Consider the following 18,739-nt stretch of genomic DNA (forward strand, 5'->3'; position numbering starts at 1 on the left):
GGCAGACTGCGGTCTTCGCAGGATGCCCCAACCGGAAGGGGTGTACGCCTGTGCCGGCACTCGTGCTCGTTGGTGCCCAGTGGGGAGACGAGGGCAAGGGGAAGGCCACCGACCTGCTCGGCGGCTCCGTCGACTACGTCGTCCGCTACCAGGGCGGCAACAACGCCGGTCACACGGTGGTCATCGGCGACCAGAAGTACGCCCTCCACCTGCTGCCTTCCGGCATCCTCAGCCCGAACGTGGTGCCGGTGATCGGCAACGGCGTGGTCATCGACCCGGGCGTGCTGCTCTCGGAGCTGCGGGGTCTGAACGACCGCGGCATCGACACCTCCAAGCTGCTGATCTCGGGCAACGCCCACCTGATCACGCCGTACCACCGGACGCTGGACAAGGTCACCGAGCGCTTCCTCGGCAAGCGCCGGATCGGCACCACCGGCCGCGGCATCGGCCCGGCCTACGCCGACAAGATCAACCGCGTCGGCATCCGGGTCCAGGACCTGTTCGACGAGTCGATCCTGCGCCAGAAGATCGAAGCGGCGCTGCACGACAAGAACCAGCTGCTGGTCAAGCTCTACAACCGCCGCGCGATCCCGGCCGACCTGGTGCTCGAGGAGTACCTGGGCTACGCCGACAAGATCAAGCCGTTCCTGGCGGACACCACGCTCGTCCTGGACGAGGCGCTGAAGGCCGGCAAGGTCGTGCTGCTGGAAGGCGGCCAGGGCACCCTGCTCGACGTCGACCACGGCACGTACCCGTTCGTCACCTCGTCGAACCCGACCTCCGGCGGTGCCTGCACCGGCTCCGGCATCGGCCCGACCAAGATCGACCGGGTCATCGGCATCCTGAAGGCCTACACCACCCGCGTCGGCTCGGGCCCGTTCCCGACCGAGCTGCTGGACGCGGACGGCGAGGCGCTGCGGCGGATCGGCGGCGAGCGCGGTGTGACCACCGGCCGCGACCGGCGCTGCGGCTGGTTCGACGCGGTGATCGCCCGCTACGCGACCCGGGTCAACGGTCTGACCGACTTCTTCCTGACCAAGCTGGACGTGCTGACCGGCTGGGAGCAGATCCCGGTCTGCGTGGCGTACGAGATCGACGGGCAGCGGGTCGAGGAACTCCCGTACAACCAGTCGGACTTCCACCACGCGAAGCCGATCTACGAGAACCTGCCGGGCTGGAGCGAGGACATCTCGAAGGCGAAGACCTTCGCCGACCTGCCGAAGAACGCGCAGGCGTACGTGAAGGCGCTGGAGGAGATGTCGGGCGCGCCGATCTCGGCGATCGGCGTCGGCCCCGGCCGGACCGAGACCATCGAGATCAACTCCTTCCTGTAGGACGGACGTCGCGAGGCCCGGCACCCCCGATCGCGGGGGTGCCGGGCCTTTCGCATGGGGTTTTACGTTTGCACTAATACAGATATGGCTTGCGCCTAGTGCAAAGCTGGCTCTACGGTGTGGCGCATGACCGCGAAACTGCCCGCACCCGTCGTCCTGACCGGCCGTCACATCCGGCTGGAGCCGCTGACCCGCGCCCACGTGCCCGACCTGTTCGCCGCCGGCGGCGGGGACGAGGAACTGTGGCGCTGGGTGCCGGTGCCGCTGCCGCGCACCCTGGAGGAGATGGCGCGGACCATCGACGCCCGGCTGGCGGACGTGCACTGCGAGCCGTACGCGGTGATCTCGCTCGCCGACGGGCGGGCGATCGGGGTGACCTGCTACTTCGAGGCCGACGCGGCCGAGGAGCAGGTGGAGATCGGCGGCACCTGGTACGCGCGCTCCGCGTGGCGGACGACGGTGAACACCGAGGCGAAGCTGCTGATGCTCTCCCACGCCTTCGAGGACCTCGGCATGGGCCGGGTCAGCTGGCGCACCGACATCCGCAACGAGCGCTCGCAGAACGCGATCCGCCGGCTCGGCGCCACCTACGAGGGCACGTTCCGGCGCCACAAGCAGCGCCCGGACGGCAGTTGGCGGGACACCGTGTTCTTCGCGATGCTGGCCGACGAGTGGCCCGCCGCGAAGGCCCGGCTGACCGAGCGGTCGGCGGCCGGTTGAGAGGTCAGTAGATGGCGGCGGAGACGATCGCCGCGACCGCCAGGTTGGTCGCGGCCGTCACCCAGACCGCCGGGTGCGGCTCGGGGTCGACCAGCAGCTCGCCCAGCTTGCCGGGCGTGACCAGGTCGAGCACCCAGAACGAGACCGCCATCAGCAGCAGGCCGAACAGGCCGAACACGGCGGCCGCGGCCAGGCCCTTGCCGAACTCCTGGTAGGTGGAGATCACGGCGGTGAAGACGATCGCGCCGACCGACAGCAGCGCGGAGCTCAGCACCACGGCGGCGTTGCGGTTGCGTTCGATCCATATCTGGCGGCGCAGTTCACCGGGCGTCAGGACATCCACCAGGACGACGCCGAGCAGCAGCAGGACCAGGCCGACACCGCCGTAGGCGGCCGCGTGACCCAACTGGTGAAGGATGTCGCTCATCGGGTTCCGCCCCCTCGTGTCCGCCTGCCGGCCCCGTGCCGAGGACCGGCACAACATAGCGCACGGGGCGGGCGGCGACGGGGGAGCGGCTCAGTCGTTGTGCTCGACCAGGCGGTCCAGGCAGACCGCGACGGCGATCATCAGCGGGACGTCGACGCCGTCCTCGATCGCCACGCCGTAGGTGTCCCGGATGCTGAACCACTTGCGGGAGACCTCGCCGAGCCGGTGCCCGTCGTGCTTGACGGTGTACTCCTTGTCGATCAGGTCGCCGTGGACCTCCCACTCGCCGCCGCTCTCCAGCTCCACGTGGTACTTGTCGTGGAACGGGGTGAACAGCTTCTTGCGGACGGTGGCGACCACGTCCCCGTCGGCGTTCTCGATCTTCATGGCGTCGCGGACGGTCAGCACCTTCTCCCGGATGGTGGCGACCGTGTTGCCGGCGGGGTCCTGCAGTTCGAAGGTGTCGCGGATGCGCAGCACCTTGCCGTCCACCAGGAAAGCCTTCTCGCCGTGCTCGTCCTCGACCCAGTAGTCGTCGCCGATCGCGAACAGGCGCTCCTTGACCACGAACTTCCGACCCATGATCCGACTCCTCGTCTGCTTGCCGACCCGCCGTCGGGCGGCCCTCGACATGGTGCCAGCCGGCGTTGGGGCCTGTCCGGCCGATCTTGTCGGATCAGCGCGCGTCTCCCCCAGCCCTTGGGGGCTGGGGGTGGGGGCACCTCCCGGCCCGCCAGGGCTGGGGGCGGATGATCCGGCGTCGCGCGCCCGGCAAGATCGGCCGGACAGGCCCTATGTGAGGTCCCACAACAGGCGGTAGTAGGTGAGGCGTTCGTCGTCCGGTCGGACGCCGTACGCCTCCAGCAGGGGACGTTCCCAGCCCGGGCCGTAGTTCCACACCGTGCTCCAGCTCGCCACCGCAAGGTCCGCCCAGCGGTCGGCCACGCCGAGGGTTCCAAGGTCGACGTGGCCGGCGGGGCGGCCGTCGTCGTCGACCAGGGTGTTGGGGGCGCAGCTGTCGCCGTGGCAGACCACCTCGACGTCCACCGGCGGCGGGTCGGCGAGGATCGCCAGCGCCCGTTCCGCGGTGCCGTGGTGACGGTGGTCCCGGTGCCAGTCGGCGGGGTCGCGGCGCAGCGCGACGGCGCAGTCGATCCGCTCGCGGGCGGACCAGGTGTACGGGCAGTCGGCCACCGGCAGGGCCTCGTGGAAGGCGCGCAGGCCCTCGCCGATCGCGCGGACGGCGAGGACCGGACGCGCCTTCAGCTCCGGTTCGACGGCGGAGCGGCCGGGCAGGCCCGCCGTCAGCAGCCAGCGTCCGGTCCCGTCGCCGCCGACGCCCAGCACCTCGGGGACGGTGGTGAACGCGCCGGCCCAGCGCATCCGTTCGGCCTCGGCGTCGAGGTCCGCGCCGCTGCCGGCCGGCGCCCACTTCACGAACCGCCGTCCGGGGCCGTCGCCGAGCCGGAAGGTGATCCCGTTCAGCCCGTTCAGCCAGACGGGCAACAGCCGTTCGCCACGGGCGAGTTCGGCGATCGGGGGCGGGATCTCGATGATGTCGTCGGGGGCCGGAGTGCTCATCGGCCCAGTGTCACGCACCGGCCGCCGATCGTCCTGCGGTTTTCCCGGCGGGCCGCTCGATCAAGGATGCGGAACGATCCTTCGTTTCCCCTCCCCGCGCCGGGTTCGGGGCGCTAGCTTCTGCTCGCATGGAAATCGGCGAACTGATCGGAACCGGCCGCACCGCGGACGTCTGGGCACTGAAGGACGGGCGGGTGCTGCGCCGTTACCGGGACGGGCTGAGTGCCGACGGCGAGGCCGAGATGATGACGCACCTGGCCGAGCACGGCTACCCGGTGCCCGCCGTGTGGGCCGCCGAACGGCCCGAGGACCTGATCATGGAACGCCTCGGCGGGCCCACCATGCTGCAGTCGTTGGAGGCCGGGACGACCAGTGCGGCCGCGGCCGGGGAGCTGCTCGCCGAACTGCTGCGCCGGCTGCACCAGATCCCGCCGCGCGCCGCCGCCCGGCCCGGCGACCGGGTGCTCCACCTCGACCTGCACCCCGACAACGTGCTGCTCACCGCGCACGGCCCGGTGGTCATCGACTGGTCCACCGCCGCCGAGGGCGAACCCGGCCTGGACGACGCGACCAGTGCCGTCATCCTCGCCCAGGCCCTGCACGACCGGCCGGACGTGGCCCGCGCCATCCTGGTCCCGCTGCTCCGCGGGCTCCCGCCGATCGCCGAGCGGCACCTCGCGGAGGCCCGCGCCCGGCGCGCCGCCAACCCGGCCATGACCGTCGCGGAGATCGCCGCGCTCGACGCCGCCGTCGCGCTCATCTCGGCTTGCACAAAGGGGAGTTGAGCCTTTTCCCGATGCCTTCCCGGTCGCCCGGGCCGGGTGTATAAGTTGTGTGGGCCGTGCACTGCAGGCACACAACGGGGGATCCGCCGCATGCCGAAGAACGTGTTCAGACGCGCCACCGCCGCCCTGCTCGGCGCCGCCGCCATCGCCCTGACGGCCCCTGCCGGCACCGCCGGCGCCGCCGGGGAGACCCGGAACCTGCCGAGCGGCGCCACGCTCATGCCGGGCGACTACCTGCCGACCGTCGGCGCCGTCCTGGAGATGCAGAACGACGGCAACCTGGTGCTCTACCTGGAGGCTTCCGTCGGCGGCCACGGCCCGGCGGTCTGGAGCAGCGGCACCTGGGGGCACCCCGGCGCCCACGCGTACATGCAGCCCGACGGCAACTTCGTCGTCTACAGCGACAGCGGCACCGCCCTGTGGTCCACCGGCAGTTGGGGCAACCCGGGCGCGTACCTGACGCTGACCGAGGGCCGGCTGGTGATGTCCCAGGTGCAGGGCACGCCCTGGGAGAGCCACACCGGGCTCGCCATGGCCGGCGAGGACTTCCCGCACGGCGACCGGTGGGCCGCCATCACCCCGGCCCGGGCCGTCGACCCCGGCCACTGGATCCAGTCGAACACCGTCCGGCTGGTCAACCAGCCCGACGGCAACCTGGTGCTCTACCGCCGGCAGGACGGCGTCCCCATCTGGTCCAGCGGAACGTGGGGCCGCCCGCCGGCGAGCCTGCTCCTCGCCGAGTCGCCGCTGCGGTCCGCGCTCGGCCTCCACCGCACCGACAACGGCGGCAGGACGTGGGCCGTCCCGGTCGCGGGCGCGGCCGGCGCCTACGGGATCGTCCAGAACGACGGCAACTTCGTCCTCTACGCCGACAGCGGCACCGTCCTGTGGGCCACCGGCACCTGGGGCAGAGCCTGACGTCCGGTCAGGCACCACACATAGGGGGAATCCAGCCTCATGCGAAAGAACGTGTTCAGACGCGCCACCGCCGCCCTGCTCGGCGCCGCCGCCATCGCCCTGACGGTCCCCACCGGCACCGCCTCCGCCGTACCGCCGCCCCATCTGCCGAGCGGCGGCAAGCTCATGCCGGGGCAGTACCTGACGGGCGGCTACGAGCCGGCCATCGGCGCCGTCCTGGAGATGCAGGCCGACGGCAACCTGGTGCTCTACCTGGAGGCTTCCGTCGGCGGCCACGGCCCGGCGGTCTGGAGCAGCGGCACCTGGGGGCACCCCGGCGCCTACGCGTACATGCAGGAGGACGGCAACCTGGTCGTCTACAAGCAGGGCAGCACCAAACCGTCCGACGCCCTGTGGAGCAGCGGGACCTGGGGCAGCCCGGGCGCGTGGATGATGCTGTCCGGCGGCCGGCTGTGGCTCTCCGGCAGCAACCGGTCCTGGAGCACCGACACCGGGCCGGCCCCGTACGTCACCGGCATCCCGGGCGCCGACCCGTACGCGGTCATCGGTCCGGCCTGGGGCCTCGACCCCGGCAGCTGGATCCAGTCGAACACCGTCCGGCTGGTCAACCAGCCCGACGGCAACCTGGTGCTCTACCGCCGGTCGGACGGCACCGCACTCTGGTCCAGCGGGACGTGGGGCCGGCCGAAGTCGAGCCTGTCCCTCTCGCAGTCGCCGCAGTGGCCCGCGCTCGGCCTCCACCGGATCGACAACGGCAGCCGGACCTGGTCCACGCCGATCAAGGGTCGCTCCGACATCTACGGGATCGTCCAGAACGACGGCAACTTCGTCGTTTACGACAAGAACGGCACCGCCCTGTGGGCCACCGGCACCTGGGGCAAGGCCTGACGCCCGGCCGGGCACGGCAGAGGGGGAGTTCCATGCGAAAGAACCTGTTGAGACGCGCCACCGCCGCCCTGCTCGGTGCCGCCGCCATCGCCCTGATGGCGCCCGCCGGCACCGCCTCGGCCTCGGGGTACGCCGTCCTGGGGAGCGGCAGCACGCTCCTGCCGGGGGAGCGCCTGGTCGCCTACCGCTCCGCCCTGACGATGCAGGAGGACGGCAACCTGGTCCTCCACCTGTGCGCCGACGCCGGCGGTGCCTGCGGCCCGGTGATCTGGAACAGCGGCACCTGGGGACACCCTGGCGCCTACGCGTACATGCAGGAGGACGGCAACCTGGTCGTCTACCGAAAGGGCGGCAGCCGGCCGTCCGACGCCCTGTGGAGCTCCCGGACGTGGGGCCACCCGGGGGCGTACCTCTTCCTGCACGCCGACGCCACCATGCTCATCGAGGCGCCGTCCGGCACCCCGCCCACCGGTTGGACGAGCGACACGGGGAAGGCCGACGCCGGCGCGGACGTCCCGCAGGGCGAGCGGGGGGCCGTCATCACCTCCGCCCGCAGCCTCGACCCCGGCCACTGGCTGGACTCGGGCACCACCTGGCTGGTCAACCAGCCCGACGGCAACCTGGTGCTCTACCGCAAGCGCGACGGCGCCGCGATCTGGTCCAGCGGCACCTGGGGACGCCCGAGGTCGAGCCTGTCCCTCTCGCAGTCGCCGCTGTGGCCCGCGCTCGGCCTCCACCGGATCGACAACGGCAGCCGGACCTGGTCCACCCCGCTCAAGGGCCGGGCCGGCATCCACGGGGTCGCGCAGAGCGACGGCAACTTCGTGATCTACACCGACGACGGCACCGCCCTGTGGAACACCGGCACCTGGGGCAGGACCTGACGCCCATTCAAACCATTCGCGGAGCGGTGTATAAGTTGTGCGCCCACACCCCGTGGGCGCACGACAGAGGGGGAATCCAGATCCATGCGGAAAAACGTGTTCAGACGGGCCACCGCGGCCCTGCTCGGCGCCGCCGCCATCGCCCTGATGGCGCCCGCCGCCAACGCCTCGACCGAACCGGACGCCGTCGCTCAGCTGAACAGCGGCGAGCGGCTCACCGCGGGGCAGACCATGAAGAGCGGTGACTCCGTCCTGGTGATGCAGGGCGACGGCAACCTGGTGATGTACCTGGAGAGTTCCACCGGCGTCCGGGTGAAGACGGCGCTGTGGAGCACCGGTACCTACGGCAACCCGGGCGCGTACGCGTACATGCAGCCGGACGGCAACCTGGTCGTCTACAAGCAGGGCGGCACCGCCCAGTCCGACGCGCTCTGGAGCACCGGGACGTGGAACTCCCCGGGCGGCTACCTGGTGCTGTACCGGGGCGCCATGACGCTGTGGCCGGGTCCGAGCGGCGGCAAGGGCTGGGAGAGCCGCACCGGGCTCGCGCCCGCCGTGGGCTGCTGCGGCACCAACCCGGAGTCGTACCTCACCAGCGCCCGGAACGTCGAGGGCGGCCAGTGGATCCAGTCGAACACGGTCTGGCTGGTCAACCAGGCCGACGGCAACCTGGTCCTCTACCGCAAGCGCGACGGTGCCGCGCTCTGGTCCAGCGGCACCTGGAACCGCGGGTCCTCGATGCTGGTCCTCAGCGAGTCGCAGTGGAACCCCGCGCTGTTCCTGCGGGACAACGCCCAGCGGGTGACCTGGTCCATCTCGGTCAAGGGCAGCAGCGACCTGCGCGGGGTCGTCCAGGACGACGGCAACTTCGTGATCTACAACTCCGCCGGTGCCGCCCTGTGGTCCACCGGCACCTGGGGCAAGGCCTGAGCCCCGAAGGCAACAACTGACCCTCGCGCCACAGCCGTCGGGGCAGCGGTGTACAAGTAGTGGGCCCACACACTGTGGGTCCACGAATGAGGGGGAGTTCCACCCGATGCGGAAGAACGTTTTCAGACGCGCCACCGCTGCCCTGATCGGCGCCGCCGCCATCGCCGTGATGGCGCCCGCGACCAGCGCTTCGGCTGCGACCGACGTCGCCGACCTGCGCAGCGGCGACAAGCTGCTGTCGGGTCAGAGCCTGAAGAGCGGCGGCTCGGTGCTGGCGATGCAGCCCGACGGCAACCTGGTGATGTACCTGGAGGGCCCCACCGGTGCCCGGGTGTCCACGGCGATGTGGAGCACCGGCACCTACGGCAACCCGGGCGCGTACGCGTTCATGCAGCCGGACGGCAACCTGGTCGTCTACAAGCAGGGCAGCACCGCCGACGCGGACGCCCTGTGGAGCACCAGGACGTGGAGCACCCCGGGCGGTCACCTGACGCTCAACTGGGGCGGCATGACGGTGTGGCCGGCCCGCGGCGGCAACGCGGCCTGGGAGAGCCGCACCGGCGTCGCCCGCGCCGTCGACCTCGGGGGCGACCACCCGGAGTCCTTCATCAACAGCGCCCGGAACGTCGAGGGCGGCCAGTGGATCCAGTCGAACTCGGTGTGGCTGGTCAACCAGCCCGACGGCAACCTGGTGCTTTACCGCAAGCGGGACGGCGCCGCGCTCTGGTCCAGCGGCACCTGGAACCGCGGGTCCTCGAGCCTGATCCTCAGCACCTCGCAGGGCGACCCCGCGCTGCGGCTGAAGAACGGCAGCACGAACACCTGGTCCACCCCGGCCAAGGGCGCGTCCGACCTCTACGGGGTCGTCCAGGACGACGCCAACTTCGTGCTCTACAGCAACGGCTCGGCCGTGTGGGCCACCGGCACCTGGAACCAGGGCTGACCCTCCCCGCCCCGGGGTGACCGGAGCGCGGTGTGTACAAGTCGTGGGTCCACCGACCGGTGGGCCCACGACAGAGGGGCTGACCTGCGCCGGTCAGCCGCTGCGCAGGGCCTTCAGCGGGTCGGTGCGGGCGGCCCGCAGGGACGGGTAGAGGCCGGCCAGCAGTCCGACCGCGGTGCCGATCAGCGGGGCGGGAAGGGTCGCGGCGGGCTGCAGGACGGCGGTCCAGTCCTTGGCTGCGGCGACGCCCAGCACGGTGAGCACGCCGAGGCTGGTGCCGAGCAGGCCGCCCAGGGTGCCCAGCACGGTGGACTCGGTGAGGAACTGGGCCGCGATGTGCCGGGTCCGGGCGCCGAGGGCCCGGCGCAGGCCGATCTCCTCGGTCCGTTCCAGCACCGCCACCAGCGTGGTGTTGGCGATGCCGACCGCGCCGACCAGCAGGCAGATCGCCGCCAGCGCGAGGAACAGGCCGGTCAGGTCGGAGGTCACCGTGTCGCGCAGGCTGTGCGGGTCGGGCGGCGGCTGGACGGCGAAGGCGTCGGGGGCGTCCGGCCGCAGCGCGACGGCGACCTGTTCGGCGACCCGGCCGGCCGCGCCGACCCGGGTGGCGATCAGGCCCTGGGCGCTGCGGTCGGCCTCGGCGGAGGGGTTGCCGAAGCGTTCGAGCGCGGTGGCGGCGGGGACGATCGCCCCGAGCAGCGTCGCGGGCTGCCGCCGGACGTCCGAGTAGATGCCGATCACGGTGTACGGCAGGTCGTCGATGAAGACCGCCGGCCGGTCGTCGAGCCGGCTCACGCCGAGCCGGGTGGCGGCGGCCTCGCTGAGCAGCACCACGGGCTGGGCGGTGGCTTCGAGGAAGGCGTCGGGGGTGGTGCCGCTGACCACGGTCGGATCCATCGCCCGCACCGCGCCGGGGGTGGCCGCGTACAGGCCGATGCCGGTGACGCCCGGGGTGCCGTCGGCCGGGCGGGCGGAGAGCCGGGGGTTGCCGGGGACGGACCACCAGACGCCGGCGGCCTCGACGCCGTCGATCCGGCCCATCCGCCGGTCGGCGTCGGCGGGGAAGCCGATCGGAGGGTTGGCGCCCGGGGGGCCGGCGTCCGCCCGGGGGCGGTCGGAGACCTGCACGGTGGTGGCCCTGGTGAGGTCGAACCGGGCGCCGATCTGGCCGGACGCGGTGGCGGTCAGGCCGAGCACCGCGACGAACGCGCCGATGCCGAGCACCGTGCCGAGCATGGTCAGGGCGGAGCGGCCGGGGCGCTGCAGGATGCCGGCGAGCGCCTCGGCGCACAGTTCGCGCAGGCCCAGGCGGGTGGCCGGATCGGGCAGGACGCTGCGCGGCATCAGCACACCACCCCGGCTCCCGTTTCGCTCTCGCTCAGCACCCCGTCGCGGATCGCCACCCGGCGGCCGGCCCGGGCCGCGACCGCCGGGTCGTGGGTGATCACCACCAGGGTGTAGCCGCGGGCGTGCAGCTCGTCGAACTGGGCGAGCACGGCGGCCGCGTTGGAGGAGTCCAGGTTGCCGGTCGGTTCGTCGCACAGCAGCAGGCTCGGCTCGTTGACCAACGCCCTTGCGATCGCCACCCGTTGGCGCTCTCCGCCGGACATGGTGCCGGGCAGTGCGCCGGTCCGGTGCGCCAGGCCGACCTGTCGCAGCACCGCCCGGGCGGCCTCGTCCCGGCGGGCCCGCGGCACCCGGTGGTAGACCTGCGCCAGCGCGACGTTCTCGGCGGCCGTGCGGTGCGGCAGCAGGTGGAAGGACTGGAAGACGAACCCGATCCGCCGGCCGCGCAGCGTGGAGCGGTCCCGGTCGTGCAGCGTGCCGGTGTCGATGCCGTCCAGTTCGTAGCGGCCCCCGGTGGGGGTGTCGAGCAGGCCGAGCAGGTGCAGCAGGGTGGACTTGCCTGAGCCGGACGGGCCGGTCACCGACAGGTACTCGCCGCGGCGGACCACCAGGTCGGCGGGGTGCAGGGCGGTGACCGGCGGCCGACCGCCGAAGGTGCGGCCCAGCCCGGTGAGGCGGATGACGGGCGGTTCGCTCATCGGCCGACCACCACCTGGTCCCCGGCCTTCAGCGCGCCGCCGTCGACCGGCGCCACCCCGACCATGCCGTCCGCGCTGACGCCGGTGGTCACCGGCACGGTGGTGCGCTGCCCGTCGGCGGCGACCACGGTGATGCTGGTCCGGCCGGAGGCGTCGGTGCTGATCGCTGTGACGGGGACGGCCGTCACGGCCTGTTCGGCGGTCTCCCTGACGATGGTGATGCGGACGTTGCGGCCGTTCAGCTCGGCGGGCAGCGGGTCCTTCGGCAGGACCGTCACCGGGGTGTACGAACTCCCCGCTCCCTGGCCCTGGTTGGGGTTGGCGCCCGGTCCGGCGGGGGCCGGGTTCTGGGCGGCGGGGGCGGCGCCGCCGATCGGGACGACCCGGCCGGCGGGGGCGGTGCTGGTCGGTGCGCCGATCTCGCCGACGACGGCCGGGTACTTGCGGCCGGTGGCCTCGTCGAGGATCTCGACCGGCATGCCGGCCTTGACCGCGGGCGCCTGGGCCGCGGTCAGCAGGCCGGTGACGGCCAGTCCGCCGCCGGTGATGCTCAGCAGGGTGCCGGAGACCGGCAGCCCGACCGAGGCGTTGACGGCCGTCACGGTGGCCGGGAGGACGGGGAGGAACACCACGTGGGCGGCGGGCAGCATCGTCCCGTCGGCCGCCTCGGCCCGCCCGAGGGCCTCCCGGTCGTCCGCCAACCGGCGCTTGGCCGCCGCGAGTTGGGGGTCCTGGGCGGGGAGGGAGTCCAGCGTCCGCTGATCGGTCTCGACGGCCTTCTTCGCGGTGTCGACCGCCTGCCGGGTCTCCTTGCCGGTGGTCGGCGCCCGGTAGCCGAGCGCCCGGTAGAACTCGGCGACCGCGCGCTGCGTCCCCGGCCCGAACTCGCCCTTCCGGTCCGAGCCGGAGGAGTGGCCCACCTCGCGCAGGGCGTCCTGGAGTTCGGCCACGTCGGGCCCGCTGGAGCCGGGCTTCAAGTCCCGGTAGGCGGGCACCGCGCCCTTGAGCACGTACAGCGGCTGCCCCGAGACCTCGGCCAGCAGCTGACCGGCGGCGAGCCGGTCCCCGGGCTTCACGTTCAGCCGGGACAGGTACAGCTGGGTCACCTCCGCCGAGGCCGCGGTCGGCAGCACGTTGTACTGCGTCGGCGGGTAGACGGCGGCCCGGGCCGCCGTGGACGGGCTCAGCACCCGGCTGACCACCGGCGCCGTCAGCAGGGTGCGCGGCGGCGGCGCGGTCTGCGCGGCCCGCTCGGCGGGCGACTTCACCAGCGTCGCCGCGGCCAGGCCACCGGTGGACACCACCGCCGACACCACCGCGACGACCAGCACCACCCGCTGCCGACGGGCAGCCCGCGACACCGGCTCCGCGCCCTCCGGATCACCCTTCCTGCGGATCACCAGCGCCCCTCCCCTGGATCCGTCCTGTCTGACGTCTCGTCAATTCATGCTACGGACAACGCCGTTCAGCTCTTGGCCGGGGTCGCGGCGGCGAGCTCGGCGGCCTTGCGCAGCATGTCGTCGATCCGCTGCCGGTAGGCCGTCAGCTTCGCCGTGTGGGACTCGATGTACTGGTTGGCGTACGCCGTCTGGACGGCCACCGCGACGCCGACCGTGTTGTTGGCGACCTTGCAGGCCACGTCGGCGGTGGCGGTGGCGATCTCCTGCTGGCTCGGCCCCGCGCCGCCGGACCGGCGCCAGGCCTGGTCGCCGATCGCGTTGACGGGCTCCTTGTAGTCGAAGCCCTTCTCCTTCATGCACGCCGACCACGTGGCGAAGGCCTCGACCAGCCGGGGATCGGTCACCGGCACCTTCGGGCCGCCGTCGGGCAGGTCGCCGACGCTGGGCGCCGGGGTGGAGCCGCCGAGGGCGTCCCGGCCCTTCTGCTGACAGCCGCCCGCCGGCAGCGGCTTGCCCGCGAGGGCGGTGACGGCCTGCCCGGTCCTCGGGTCGGCCCCGCTGAGCGCGATCTGGTCCTGGTCCGAGCCGCCGCCCGCGGCGTCCCCGCCGCTGGGCAGCTGCTGGATGCCCTCGGTCGCATACCCCTTCGCACCGGCGTTCGCCAGGTCGAAGTACCCGTAGACCAGGCTGCGGGTGGCCCGGTCGGAGACCACCTCGTCCAGGCCGAACAGCACGGTCGGACGGCCGGTGAGCCCGTACTCGGCCATGCACTGGGCGGTGACCAGGTCCTGCGCCCGGATGATGTCCGTGATCTGCGCGGGCGTCACCAGGTAGGCGTCGGTGGGGAGCGAGACCTGTCCCGGCTCGGTGACGATCGGGACGGCCCCGAGGGCCGGCGGCGCGGCCTCGGCCCGATGCCCGCCCGAACTGCCGCAGGCGGCCAGGCTCACCGCGATCACGCCCAGGGCCAGACCCCGCACTCTGGTGGACACAGAAACTCTCCCTCTCACCCGCCGGACGGTCCGGTGGCGCCGGCCCCGGGGGCGGCGGGCACTGCCGCCCGCCGCCCCGGGGACTCAGCGGCCGGTGATGTTGATGTACGAGACGGTGCTGGTGCCCTGACCGCCGTACTGCTTGAAGGCCGAGAAGTACACCCCGAAGGTGGAACCGCTCGCGGTGCCCGAGAAGTACCCGCTGTTGTTGCCCGAGTCGACCCGGTACACCTCGTAGATCGCCACGTTGACCGCGCCGTTGTCGGCGAAGCAGACCTTCGGCGGGTAGTTCCAGAGCGTGAAGTAGTCGTCGTGGGCGTTGCAGGTGGAGGTGTCCACCCGGTAGATCGCGGCCGCGGGGCCGGCCGCGGCCACCCCGAGTCCGAGAACGGCGGCGCCGGTCAGTGCCAGGGCCGTTATGCGCTTGCGAAGTGCCATGATGGGGGTTCGACTCCTTGCGTTCGTGCCATGGGCTCGGCTGATGACTGTGCTGTGGTGCAAGGCAGTTCACGCGCGGTGGTCCTGCCCTGCACGGCAGGGCCACCCGCGGCACGGCCCACCGGCGGCGGGTCGTGCCGAAACGATCCTGACCCGAAACCCGGCCCCGTCGCCAGGAAGTTCCGGCCCGCGTCCGCTTCCGATGTGACGTACGCCTCCGCTGCTTTGACCAACCGTCAACAAACCTCCGGTTTACCTATCCTTGGCACGAGCCGTACGGGCCGGGGGGCTGATGCACGAGCACGAGAAGCAGTTCGGTCAGCTGCTGCGCCGATTCCGCAAGGACCGCGCGCTCAGCCAGGAGGCACTCGCCGAACGGTCCGGCCTCAGCGCCCGCGCCATCGGCAACCTCGAACGCGGCCTCAGCCGCCCCCGCCCCGACTCCGTCCAGCGCATCGTCCTCGCACTCGCCCTGGACGGCCCGAAGGCCGCCGCGATGACCGCCGCCACCACCACCCCCGCACCCGAGGGGCAGCTCTCCGACCCCGAGGTCCTGCTCCTGCTCGAAACCATCGGCGGCGTCGACCCGCACACCTGGGACCCCGCCGTCCGCACCGCCCTGATCCGCGCCTGCTCCGGCTCCCCCGCCGCCGCCCGCCTGGCCGGCGCCGTCCTCGCCACCGAACCCGACCTCCGCCTCGCCGACCTCGCCCGCCGCCTCGACTCCCTGGCCACCACCGCCTGAAGGATCGCTACGGGCGGGCCACCTTGATGCCGGTACGGCCGGAGGCCTCGACGAGTTGCCCGATATCCCCGAGATCGTCGGTGAGGATGGGCCCGTCGAGATACTCGATGGCTGCCAGGACAACACTCGCGTCCACCACGTCGCGGCTGCATGGCGCTCGCCCTTGTCGTTCTGGGCAAGCTCGGGGTCCTTGAATGACGAAGGCACCTGCTCCCGCTTGGGCTCGTTGGGTCGGCGACCTGGGCCGGCACGCACTTGCGCCCGGAATGCTTCAACAACCCAGTGAGGTTGGATGTGAGCATGGCTTCTCGTGCACGTGTCCGCGCCCCCGAGCTGGTCGGCGCCGGTGGATGGCTCAACACAGGCGGCAAGGAACTCAAGCTGGCCGACCTGCGAGGTAAGTGTGTCGTACTGGACTTCTGGACGTTCTGCTGCGTCAACTGCCTCCATGTCCTGGACGAACTCCGGGAGTTGGAGGAGAAGCACCGCGACACCGTGGTGATCGTCGGCGTCCACTCGCCGAAGTTCGTCCATGAGGCGGACCACCGGGCGGTGGTGGACGCGGTGGCCCGGTACGAGGTGCACCATCCCGTGCTGGACGACCCGGAGCTGGCGACGTGGAAGCAGTACGCGGTGCGGGCCTGGCCGACGCTGGTGGTGATCGACCCCGAGGGGTATGTGGTCGCGCAGCACGCGGGCGAGGGGCATGCGCACGCGATCGCCAAGCTGGTGGAGGAGCTGGAGGCGGAGCACGCGGCGAAGGGGACGCTGCGGCGCGGCGACGGGCCGTACGTGGCGCCGGAGCCGCAGGCGGGCGACCTGCGGTTCCCGGGCAAGGCGGTGCGGCTGCCGGACGGGCACTTCCTGGTCGCGGATTCGGGGCACCACGCGCTGGTGGAGCTGGCCGAGGACGGCGAGACCGTGGTCCGGCGGATCGGCGACGGGGTGCGCGGCCTGGTGGACGGCGCCGAGCCTCGGTTCAGTGAGCCGCAGGGCCTGGCACTCGTCCCGGCGGGCCTCGACCTCGGCTACGACGTGGTGGTGGCGGACACCGTCAACCACGCGCTGCGCGGCGTGCGGCTCGCCGACGGCACGGTGACCACGCTGGCCGGCACCGGCCGCCAGTGGTGGCAGGGCTCGCCGACCTCCGGGGCGGCCACCGACGTCGACCTGTCCTCGCCGTGGGACGTCGCGTTCTTCGACGGCGCGGTGTGGATCGCGATGGCCGGCGTGCACCAGCTGTGGTCCTTCGACCCGACGGCCGGCACGGTCGCGGTCGCGGCCGGCACCACCAACGAGGGCCTGGTCGACGGCCCGGCGCCGGAGGCGTGGTTCGCCCAGCCGTCCGGCCTCGCGGTCTCGGCGGACGGCGAACGGCTCTGGGTCGCCGACTCGGAGACCTCCGCACTGCGCTGGGTCGCCCGCGGCGCCCACCAGGTGCACACCGCCGTCGGCACCGGCCTGTTCGACTTCGGCCACCGCGACGGCGCGGCCGAACAGGCCCTGTTCCAGCACCCGTTGGGCGTCACCGTGCTCCCGGACGGCTCGGTCGCGGTCAGCGACACCTACAACCACGCGCTGCGCCGCTACGACCCGGCGAGCGGCGAGGTCTCCACGCTGGCCACCGACCTGCGCGAGCCGTCCGGCGCGGTGGTGGTGGACGGGGACATCGTGGTGGTGGAGTCCGCCCGGCACCGGCTGACCCGCCTGCGGCTGCCCGAGGAGGCCGTCCGGGTGGAGGCCGTCGCGCACCGCACCCGGCGCGCCGCCACCGAAGTCGCCCCGGGCGTCCTGCAGTTGGACGTGGTCTTCGCGGCGCCGACCGGCCAGAAGCTGGACGAGCGCTACGGCCCGTCCACCCGCCTGCTGGTCAGCTCCACCCCGCCCGGCCTGCTGGCCTCCGGCGCGGGCGCGGACACCGCGCTCTCCCGCGAGCTGGTCCTCGCGGACGGCGTGACGGAGGGCGTGCTGCACGTCTCCGCGATGGCCGCGTCCTGCGACGACGACCCGTCGATCGAGTACCCGGCCTGCCACGTCCACCAGCAGGACTGGGGCGTCCCGGTGAAGGTGGTGCCGGGCGGTGCGACGCGGCTGCCGCTCGTGCTGGCGGGCATGGAGTAGAACGCGCGCCGCCAGGGCCCGGCGGGCCACTGCCGTTGGGACTGCGCCGTTGGGACTGCGCGAAGTCGGAGGACGATCACGCCTTCCGCCTCGCGCAGTTCCTCCTGCGGTGCGTCCCCCGGCCCGGGCTCAGCCCTCCAGGAACGCCTTGATGGCCCCCGCCAGGTAGTGCGGGTCCTCGGCGCCGCAGAGCTCGCGGGCGGAGTGCATGGACAGCGCCGCGATGCCGCAGTCGACGGTGGTGATGCCGAGGCGGGCCGCGGTGATCGGGCCGATGGTGGTGCCGCAGGGCATCGCGTTGTTGGAGACGAAGCTCTGCCACGGGACGCCGGCCTTCTCGCAGGCGGCGGCGAACACGGCCCGCCCGATGCCGTCGGTGGCGTACCGGTTGTTGACGTTGACCTTGAGGATCGGGCCGCCGTTGGGCAGCGGGTGGTGGCCCGGCTCGTGGCGCTCGCTGTAGTTGGGGTGGACGGCGTGCCCCATGTCGGAGGAGAGGCAGATGGTGCCGGCCAGGGCGCGGGCGCGGTCCTCGGCGGTGCCGCCGCGGGCGTAGCAGGAGCGTTCCAGCACGTTGCCGAGGAGCGGGCTCTGCGCGCCGGTGTCGGACTCGCTGCCGGTCTCCTCGTGGTCGAACGCGGCGAGCACCGGGATGCACGGCAGGTCGCCGCCGGCCTCGGCGACGGCGGCGAGCGCGGCGGTGGCGGCGTGCACGGACAGCTGGTTGTCCAGGCGCGGGCCGGCCAGCAGTTCGCGGTCGCGGCCGAGGTAGGACGGCGGCTGGACGTCGTGGGCCATCAGGTCCCAGCCGAGGATGTCGGCGGCGTCGAGGCCGGCCTTCCCGGCGACGTAGTCGAGCAGCGCGCCCTCGGTGGTGTCGCCGAGTCCCCAGATCGGCGTGAGGTGGCGCTGGCGGTCGAGCTTGAGGCCGTCGTTGACGCTGCGGTCGAGGTGGATGGCGAGCTGCGGGACGCGCAGCAGCGGCTCGTCGAAGTGGACCAGGCGGGTGGTGCCGTCGCGCAGGACGAGCCGGCCGGAGAGGCCGAGGTCGCGGTCGAGCCAGGTGTTGAGCGGGACGCCGCCGTAGATCTCCACGGCAATCTGCCGCCAGCCGGCCGAGCCGGTGTCGGGGATGGGCTTGACCCGCAGGTTCGGCGAGTCGGTGTGGGTGCCGACCACCCGGTAGGGGGTGGCGGGGCCCGCGCCCTCGGGGACGTACCAGGCGATCAGCGCGCCGCCGCGCACCAGGTAGCGGCCGCCGCTGCCGCCGTCCCAGGCGTCCGTCTCGCGGACCTCACGGAAGCCGACCCGCTCCAGCCGCTCGACCGCGCTCTGCACCGCGTGGTACGGGGAGGGGGACGCGGCGAGGAAGGCGATCAGGTCGTCCGTATGCTTCCGGTCGAAGTGGGCCGTGCGGGCGGCGGTCGACATGTTGCTCCTGGGTTGAGGGCGGCCGGGCCTGATGGGGGTGTACGGGCCCGCCCCTTGAGCATATGCCCGTACACGGACAGGGCCGCGTGAAGTCCGCAATGGTGACACAACAGTGAGCATGGCGCGACAAAAACACCGCGGGGCCCGATGGTGTACC

20 protein-coding genes are annotated in these 18,739 nt (G+C 72.7%); 10 read left to right on the top strand and 10 right to left on the bottom strand.

Annotated elements, in window-relative coordinates; translation table 11 throughout:
• The first annotated feature begins 50 nt into the window (after positions 1 to 50).
• Both AMK19_RS30230 and AMK19_RS30235 read left to right on the top strand, forming a co-directional pair.
• Complete coding sequence (locus tag AMK19_RS30230) at positions 51 to 1,334, top strand: adenylosuccinate synthase (protein WP_073817819.1); 1,284 nt, start codon at positions 51 to 53, stop codon at positions 1,332 to 1,334.
• A 126-nt stretch (positions 1,335 to 1,460) separates the two neighbouring features.
• A complete protein-coding gene (locus AMK19_RS30235; protein WP_073817822.1) occupies positions 1,461 to 2,054 on the top strand; it encodes a GNAT family N-acetyltransferase in 594 nt (197 codons plus the stop codon).
• Between the two features lie 4 nt (positions 2,055 to 2,058).
• On the opposite strand, the gene AMK19_RS30240 is transcribed toward AMK19_RS30235, so the two are convergent.
• The 3 genes from AMK19_RS30240 to AMK19_RS30250 form a co-directional block, all read right to left on the bottom strand.
• A complete protein-coding gene (locus tag AMK19_RS30240) occupies positions 2,059 to 2,481 on the bottom strand; it encodes a DUF350 domain-containing protein (protein WP_073817826.1) in 423 nt (140 codons plus the stop codon).
• A 90-nt stretch (positions 2,482 to 2,571) separates the two neighbouring features.
• A complete protein-coding gene (locus AMK19_RS30245) occupies positions 2,572 to 3,063 on the bottom strand; it encodes an LURP-one-related/scramblase family protein (RefSeq protein ID WP_073817830.1) in 492 nt (163 codons plus the stop codon).
• A gap of 210 nt (positions 3,064 to 3,273) precedes the next feature.
• Positions 3,274 to 4,062 (bottom strand): aminoglycoside 3'-phosphotransferase, encoded by a 789-nt coding sequence (locus AMK19_RS30250; protein ID WP_073817833.1) that lies wholly within the window; start codon positions 4,060 to 4,062, stop codon positions 3,274 to 3,276.
• Positions 4,063 to 4,190: 128 nt separating this feature from the next.
• Here AMK19_RS30250 and AMK19_RS30255 point away from each other — a divergent pair, with 128 nt between their 5' ends.
• The 6 genes from AMK19_RS30255 to AMK19_RS30280 all read left to right on the top strand — a co-directional run bounded on the left by AMK19_RS30255 (position 4,191) and on the right by AMK19_RS30280 (position 9,410).
• Positions 4,191 to 4,847 (top strand): phosphotransferase, encoded by a 657-nt coding sequence (locus AMK19_RS30255; RefSeq protein WP_073817835.1) that lies wholly within the window; start codon positions 4,191 to 4,193, stop codon positions 4,845 to 4,847.
• Positions 4,848 to 4,937: 90 nt separating this feature from the next.
• Entirely contained in the window at positions 4,938 to 5,765 is an 828-nt protein-coding gene (locus AMK19_RS30260; RefSeq protein ID WP_073817838.1) for a hypothetical protein, read from the top strand.
• A 39-nt stretch (positions 5,766 to 5,804) separates the two neighbouring features.
• Positions 5,805 to 6,653, top strand: a complete 849-nt coding sequence (locus AMK19_RS30265; protein ID WP_073817841.1) for a hypothetical protein — start codon at positions 5,805 to 5,807, stop codon at positions 6,651 to 6,653.
• 32 nt (positions 6,654 to 6,685) lie between these two features.
• Complete coding sequence (locus tag AMK19_RS30270; RefSeq protein ID WP_073817846.1) at positions 6,686 to 7,537, top strand: hypothetical protein; 852 nt, start codon at positions 6,686 to 6,688, stop codon at positions 7,535 to 7,537.
• Between the two features lie 84 nt (positions 7,538 to 7,621).
• Complete coding sequence (locus AMK19_RS35585; protein WP_143200477.1) at positions 7,622 to 8,467, top strand: hypothetical protein; 846 nt, start codon at positions 7,622 to 7,624, stop codon at positions 8,465 to 8,467.
• 106 nt (positions 8,468 to 8,573) lie between these two features.
• The gene (locus AMK19_RS30280) at positions 8,574 to 9,410 is read left to right on the top strand and encodes a hypothetical protein (RefSeq protein ID WP_073817854.1); all 837 of its coding nucleotides are present in this window, start codon (positions 8,574 to 8,576) and stop codon (positions 9,408 to 9,410) included.
• 93 nt (positions 9,411 to 9,503) lie between these two features.
• Here AMK19_RS30280 and AMK19_RS30285 read toward each other — a convergent pair whose 3' ends face one another.
• The 5 genes from AMK19_RS30285 to AMK19_RS30305 form a co-directional block, all read right to left on the bottom strand.
• A complete protein-coding gene (locus AMK19_RS30285) occupies positions 9,504 to 10,754 on the bottom strand; it encodes an ABC transporter permease (protein ID WP_073818065.1) in 1,251 nt (416 codons plus the stop codon).
• Positions 10,754 to 11,455: an ABC transporter ATP-binding protein gene (locus tag AMK19_RS30290; protein ID WP_073817858.1), complete on the bottom strand. Its 702-nt coding sequence runs from the start codon at positions 11,453 to 11,455 to the stop codon at positions 10,754 to 10,756. Before AMK19_RS30290 ends, AMK19_RS30285 begins: the two co-directional genes overlap by 1 nt.
• On the bottom strand, positions 11,452 to 12,855 hold the full coding sequence (locus AMK19_RS30295; protein ID WP_143200478.1) for a peptidoglycan-binding protein: 1,404 nt from the start codon (positions 12,853 to 12,855) through the stop codon (positions 11,452 to 11,454). The genes AMK19_RS30290 and AMK19_RS30295 overlap by 4 nt, the downstream gene beginning before the upstream one ends.
• 65 nt (positions 12,856 to 12,920) lie before the next feature.
• Positions 12,921 to 13,847, bottom strand: coding sequence for a hypothetical protein (locus AMK19_RS30300; protein WP_143200479.1), 927 nt, complete (start codon positions 13,845 to 13,847; stop codon positions 12,921 to 12,923).
• An 84-nt stretch (positions 13,848 to 13,931) separates the two neighbouring features.
• Positions 13,932 to 14,285 (bottom strand): beta/gamma crystallin domain-containing protein, encoded by a 354-nt coding sequence (locus AMK19_RS30305; protein WP_073817869.1) that lies wholly within the window; start codon positions 14,283 to 14,285, stop codon positions 13,932 to 13,934.
• Positions 14,286 to 14,577: 292 nt separating this feature from the next.
• On the opposite strand from AMK19_RS30305, the gene AMK19_RS38320 reads away from it, so the two are divergent.
• Entirely contained in the window at positions 14,578 to 15,030 is a 453-nt protein-coding gene (locus AMK19_RS38320) for a helix-turn-helix domain-containing protein (RefSeq protein WP_073817873.1), read from the top strand.
• A 7-nt stretch (positions 15,031 to 15,037) separates the two neighbouring features.
• Here AMK19_RS38320 and AMK19_RS38325 read toward each other — a convergent pair whose 3' ends face one another.
• On the bottom strand, positions 15,038 to 15,169 hold the full coding sequence (locus AMK19_RS38325) for a hypothetical protein (RefSeq protein WP_274537008.1): 132 nt from the start codon (positions 15,167 to 15,169) through the stop codon (positions 15,038 to 15,040).
• A gap of 161 nt (positions 15,170 to 15,330) precedes the next feature.
• Here AMK19_RS38325 and AMK19_RS30315 point away from each other — a divergent pair, with 161 nt between their 5' ends.
• Positions 15,331 to 17,151: an NHL domain-containing thioredoxin family protein gene (locus AMK19_RS30315; protein ID WP_073817877.1), complete on the top strand. Its 1,821-nt coding sequence runs from the start codon at positions 15,331 to 15,333 to the stop codon at positions 17,149 to 17,151.
• 129 nt (positions 17,152 to 17,280) lie between these two features.
• Here AMK19_RS30315 and AMK19_RS30320 read toward each other — a convergent pair whose 3' ends face one another.
• The gene (locus AMK19_RS30320) at positions 17,281 to 18,582 is read right to left on the bottom strand and encodes a M18 family aminopeptidase (protein ID WP_073817880.1); all 1,302 of its coding nucleotides are present in this window, start codon (positions 18,580 to 18,582) and stop codon (positions 17,281 to 17,283) included.
• Positions 18,583 to 18,739: the final 157 nt, after the last annotated feature.

Source organism: Kitasatospora sp. CB01950, from assembly GCF_001905465.1.
In the GTDB taxonomy this organism is placed as follows: Bacteria; Actinomycetota; Actinomycetes; order Streptomycetales; family Streptomycetaceae; genus Kitasatospora.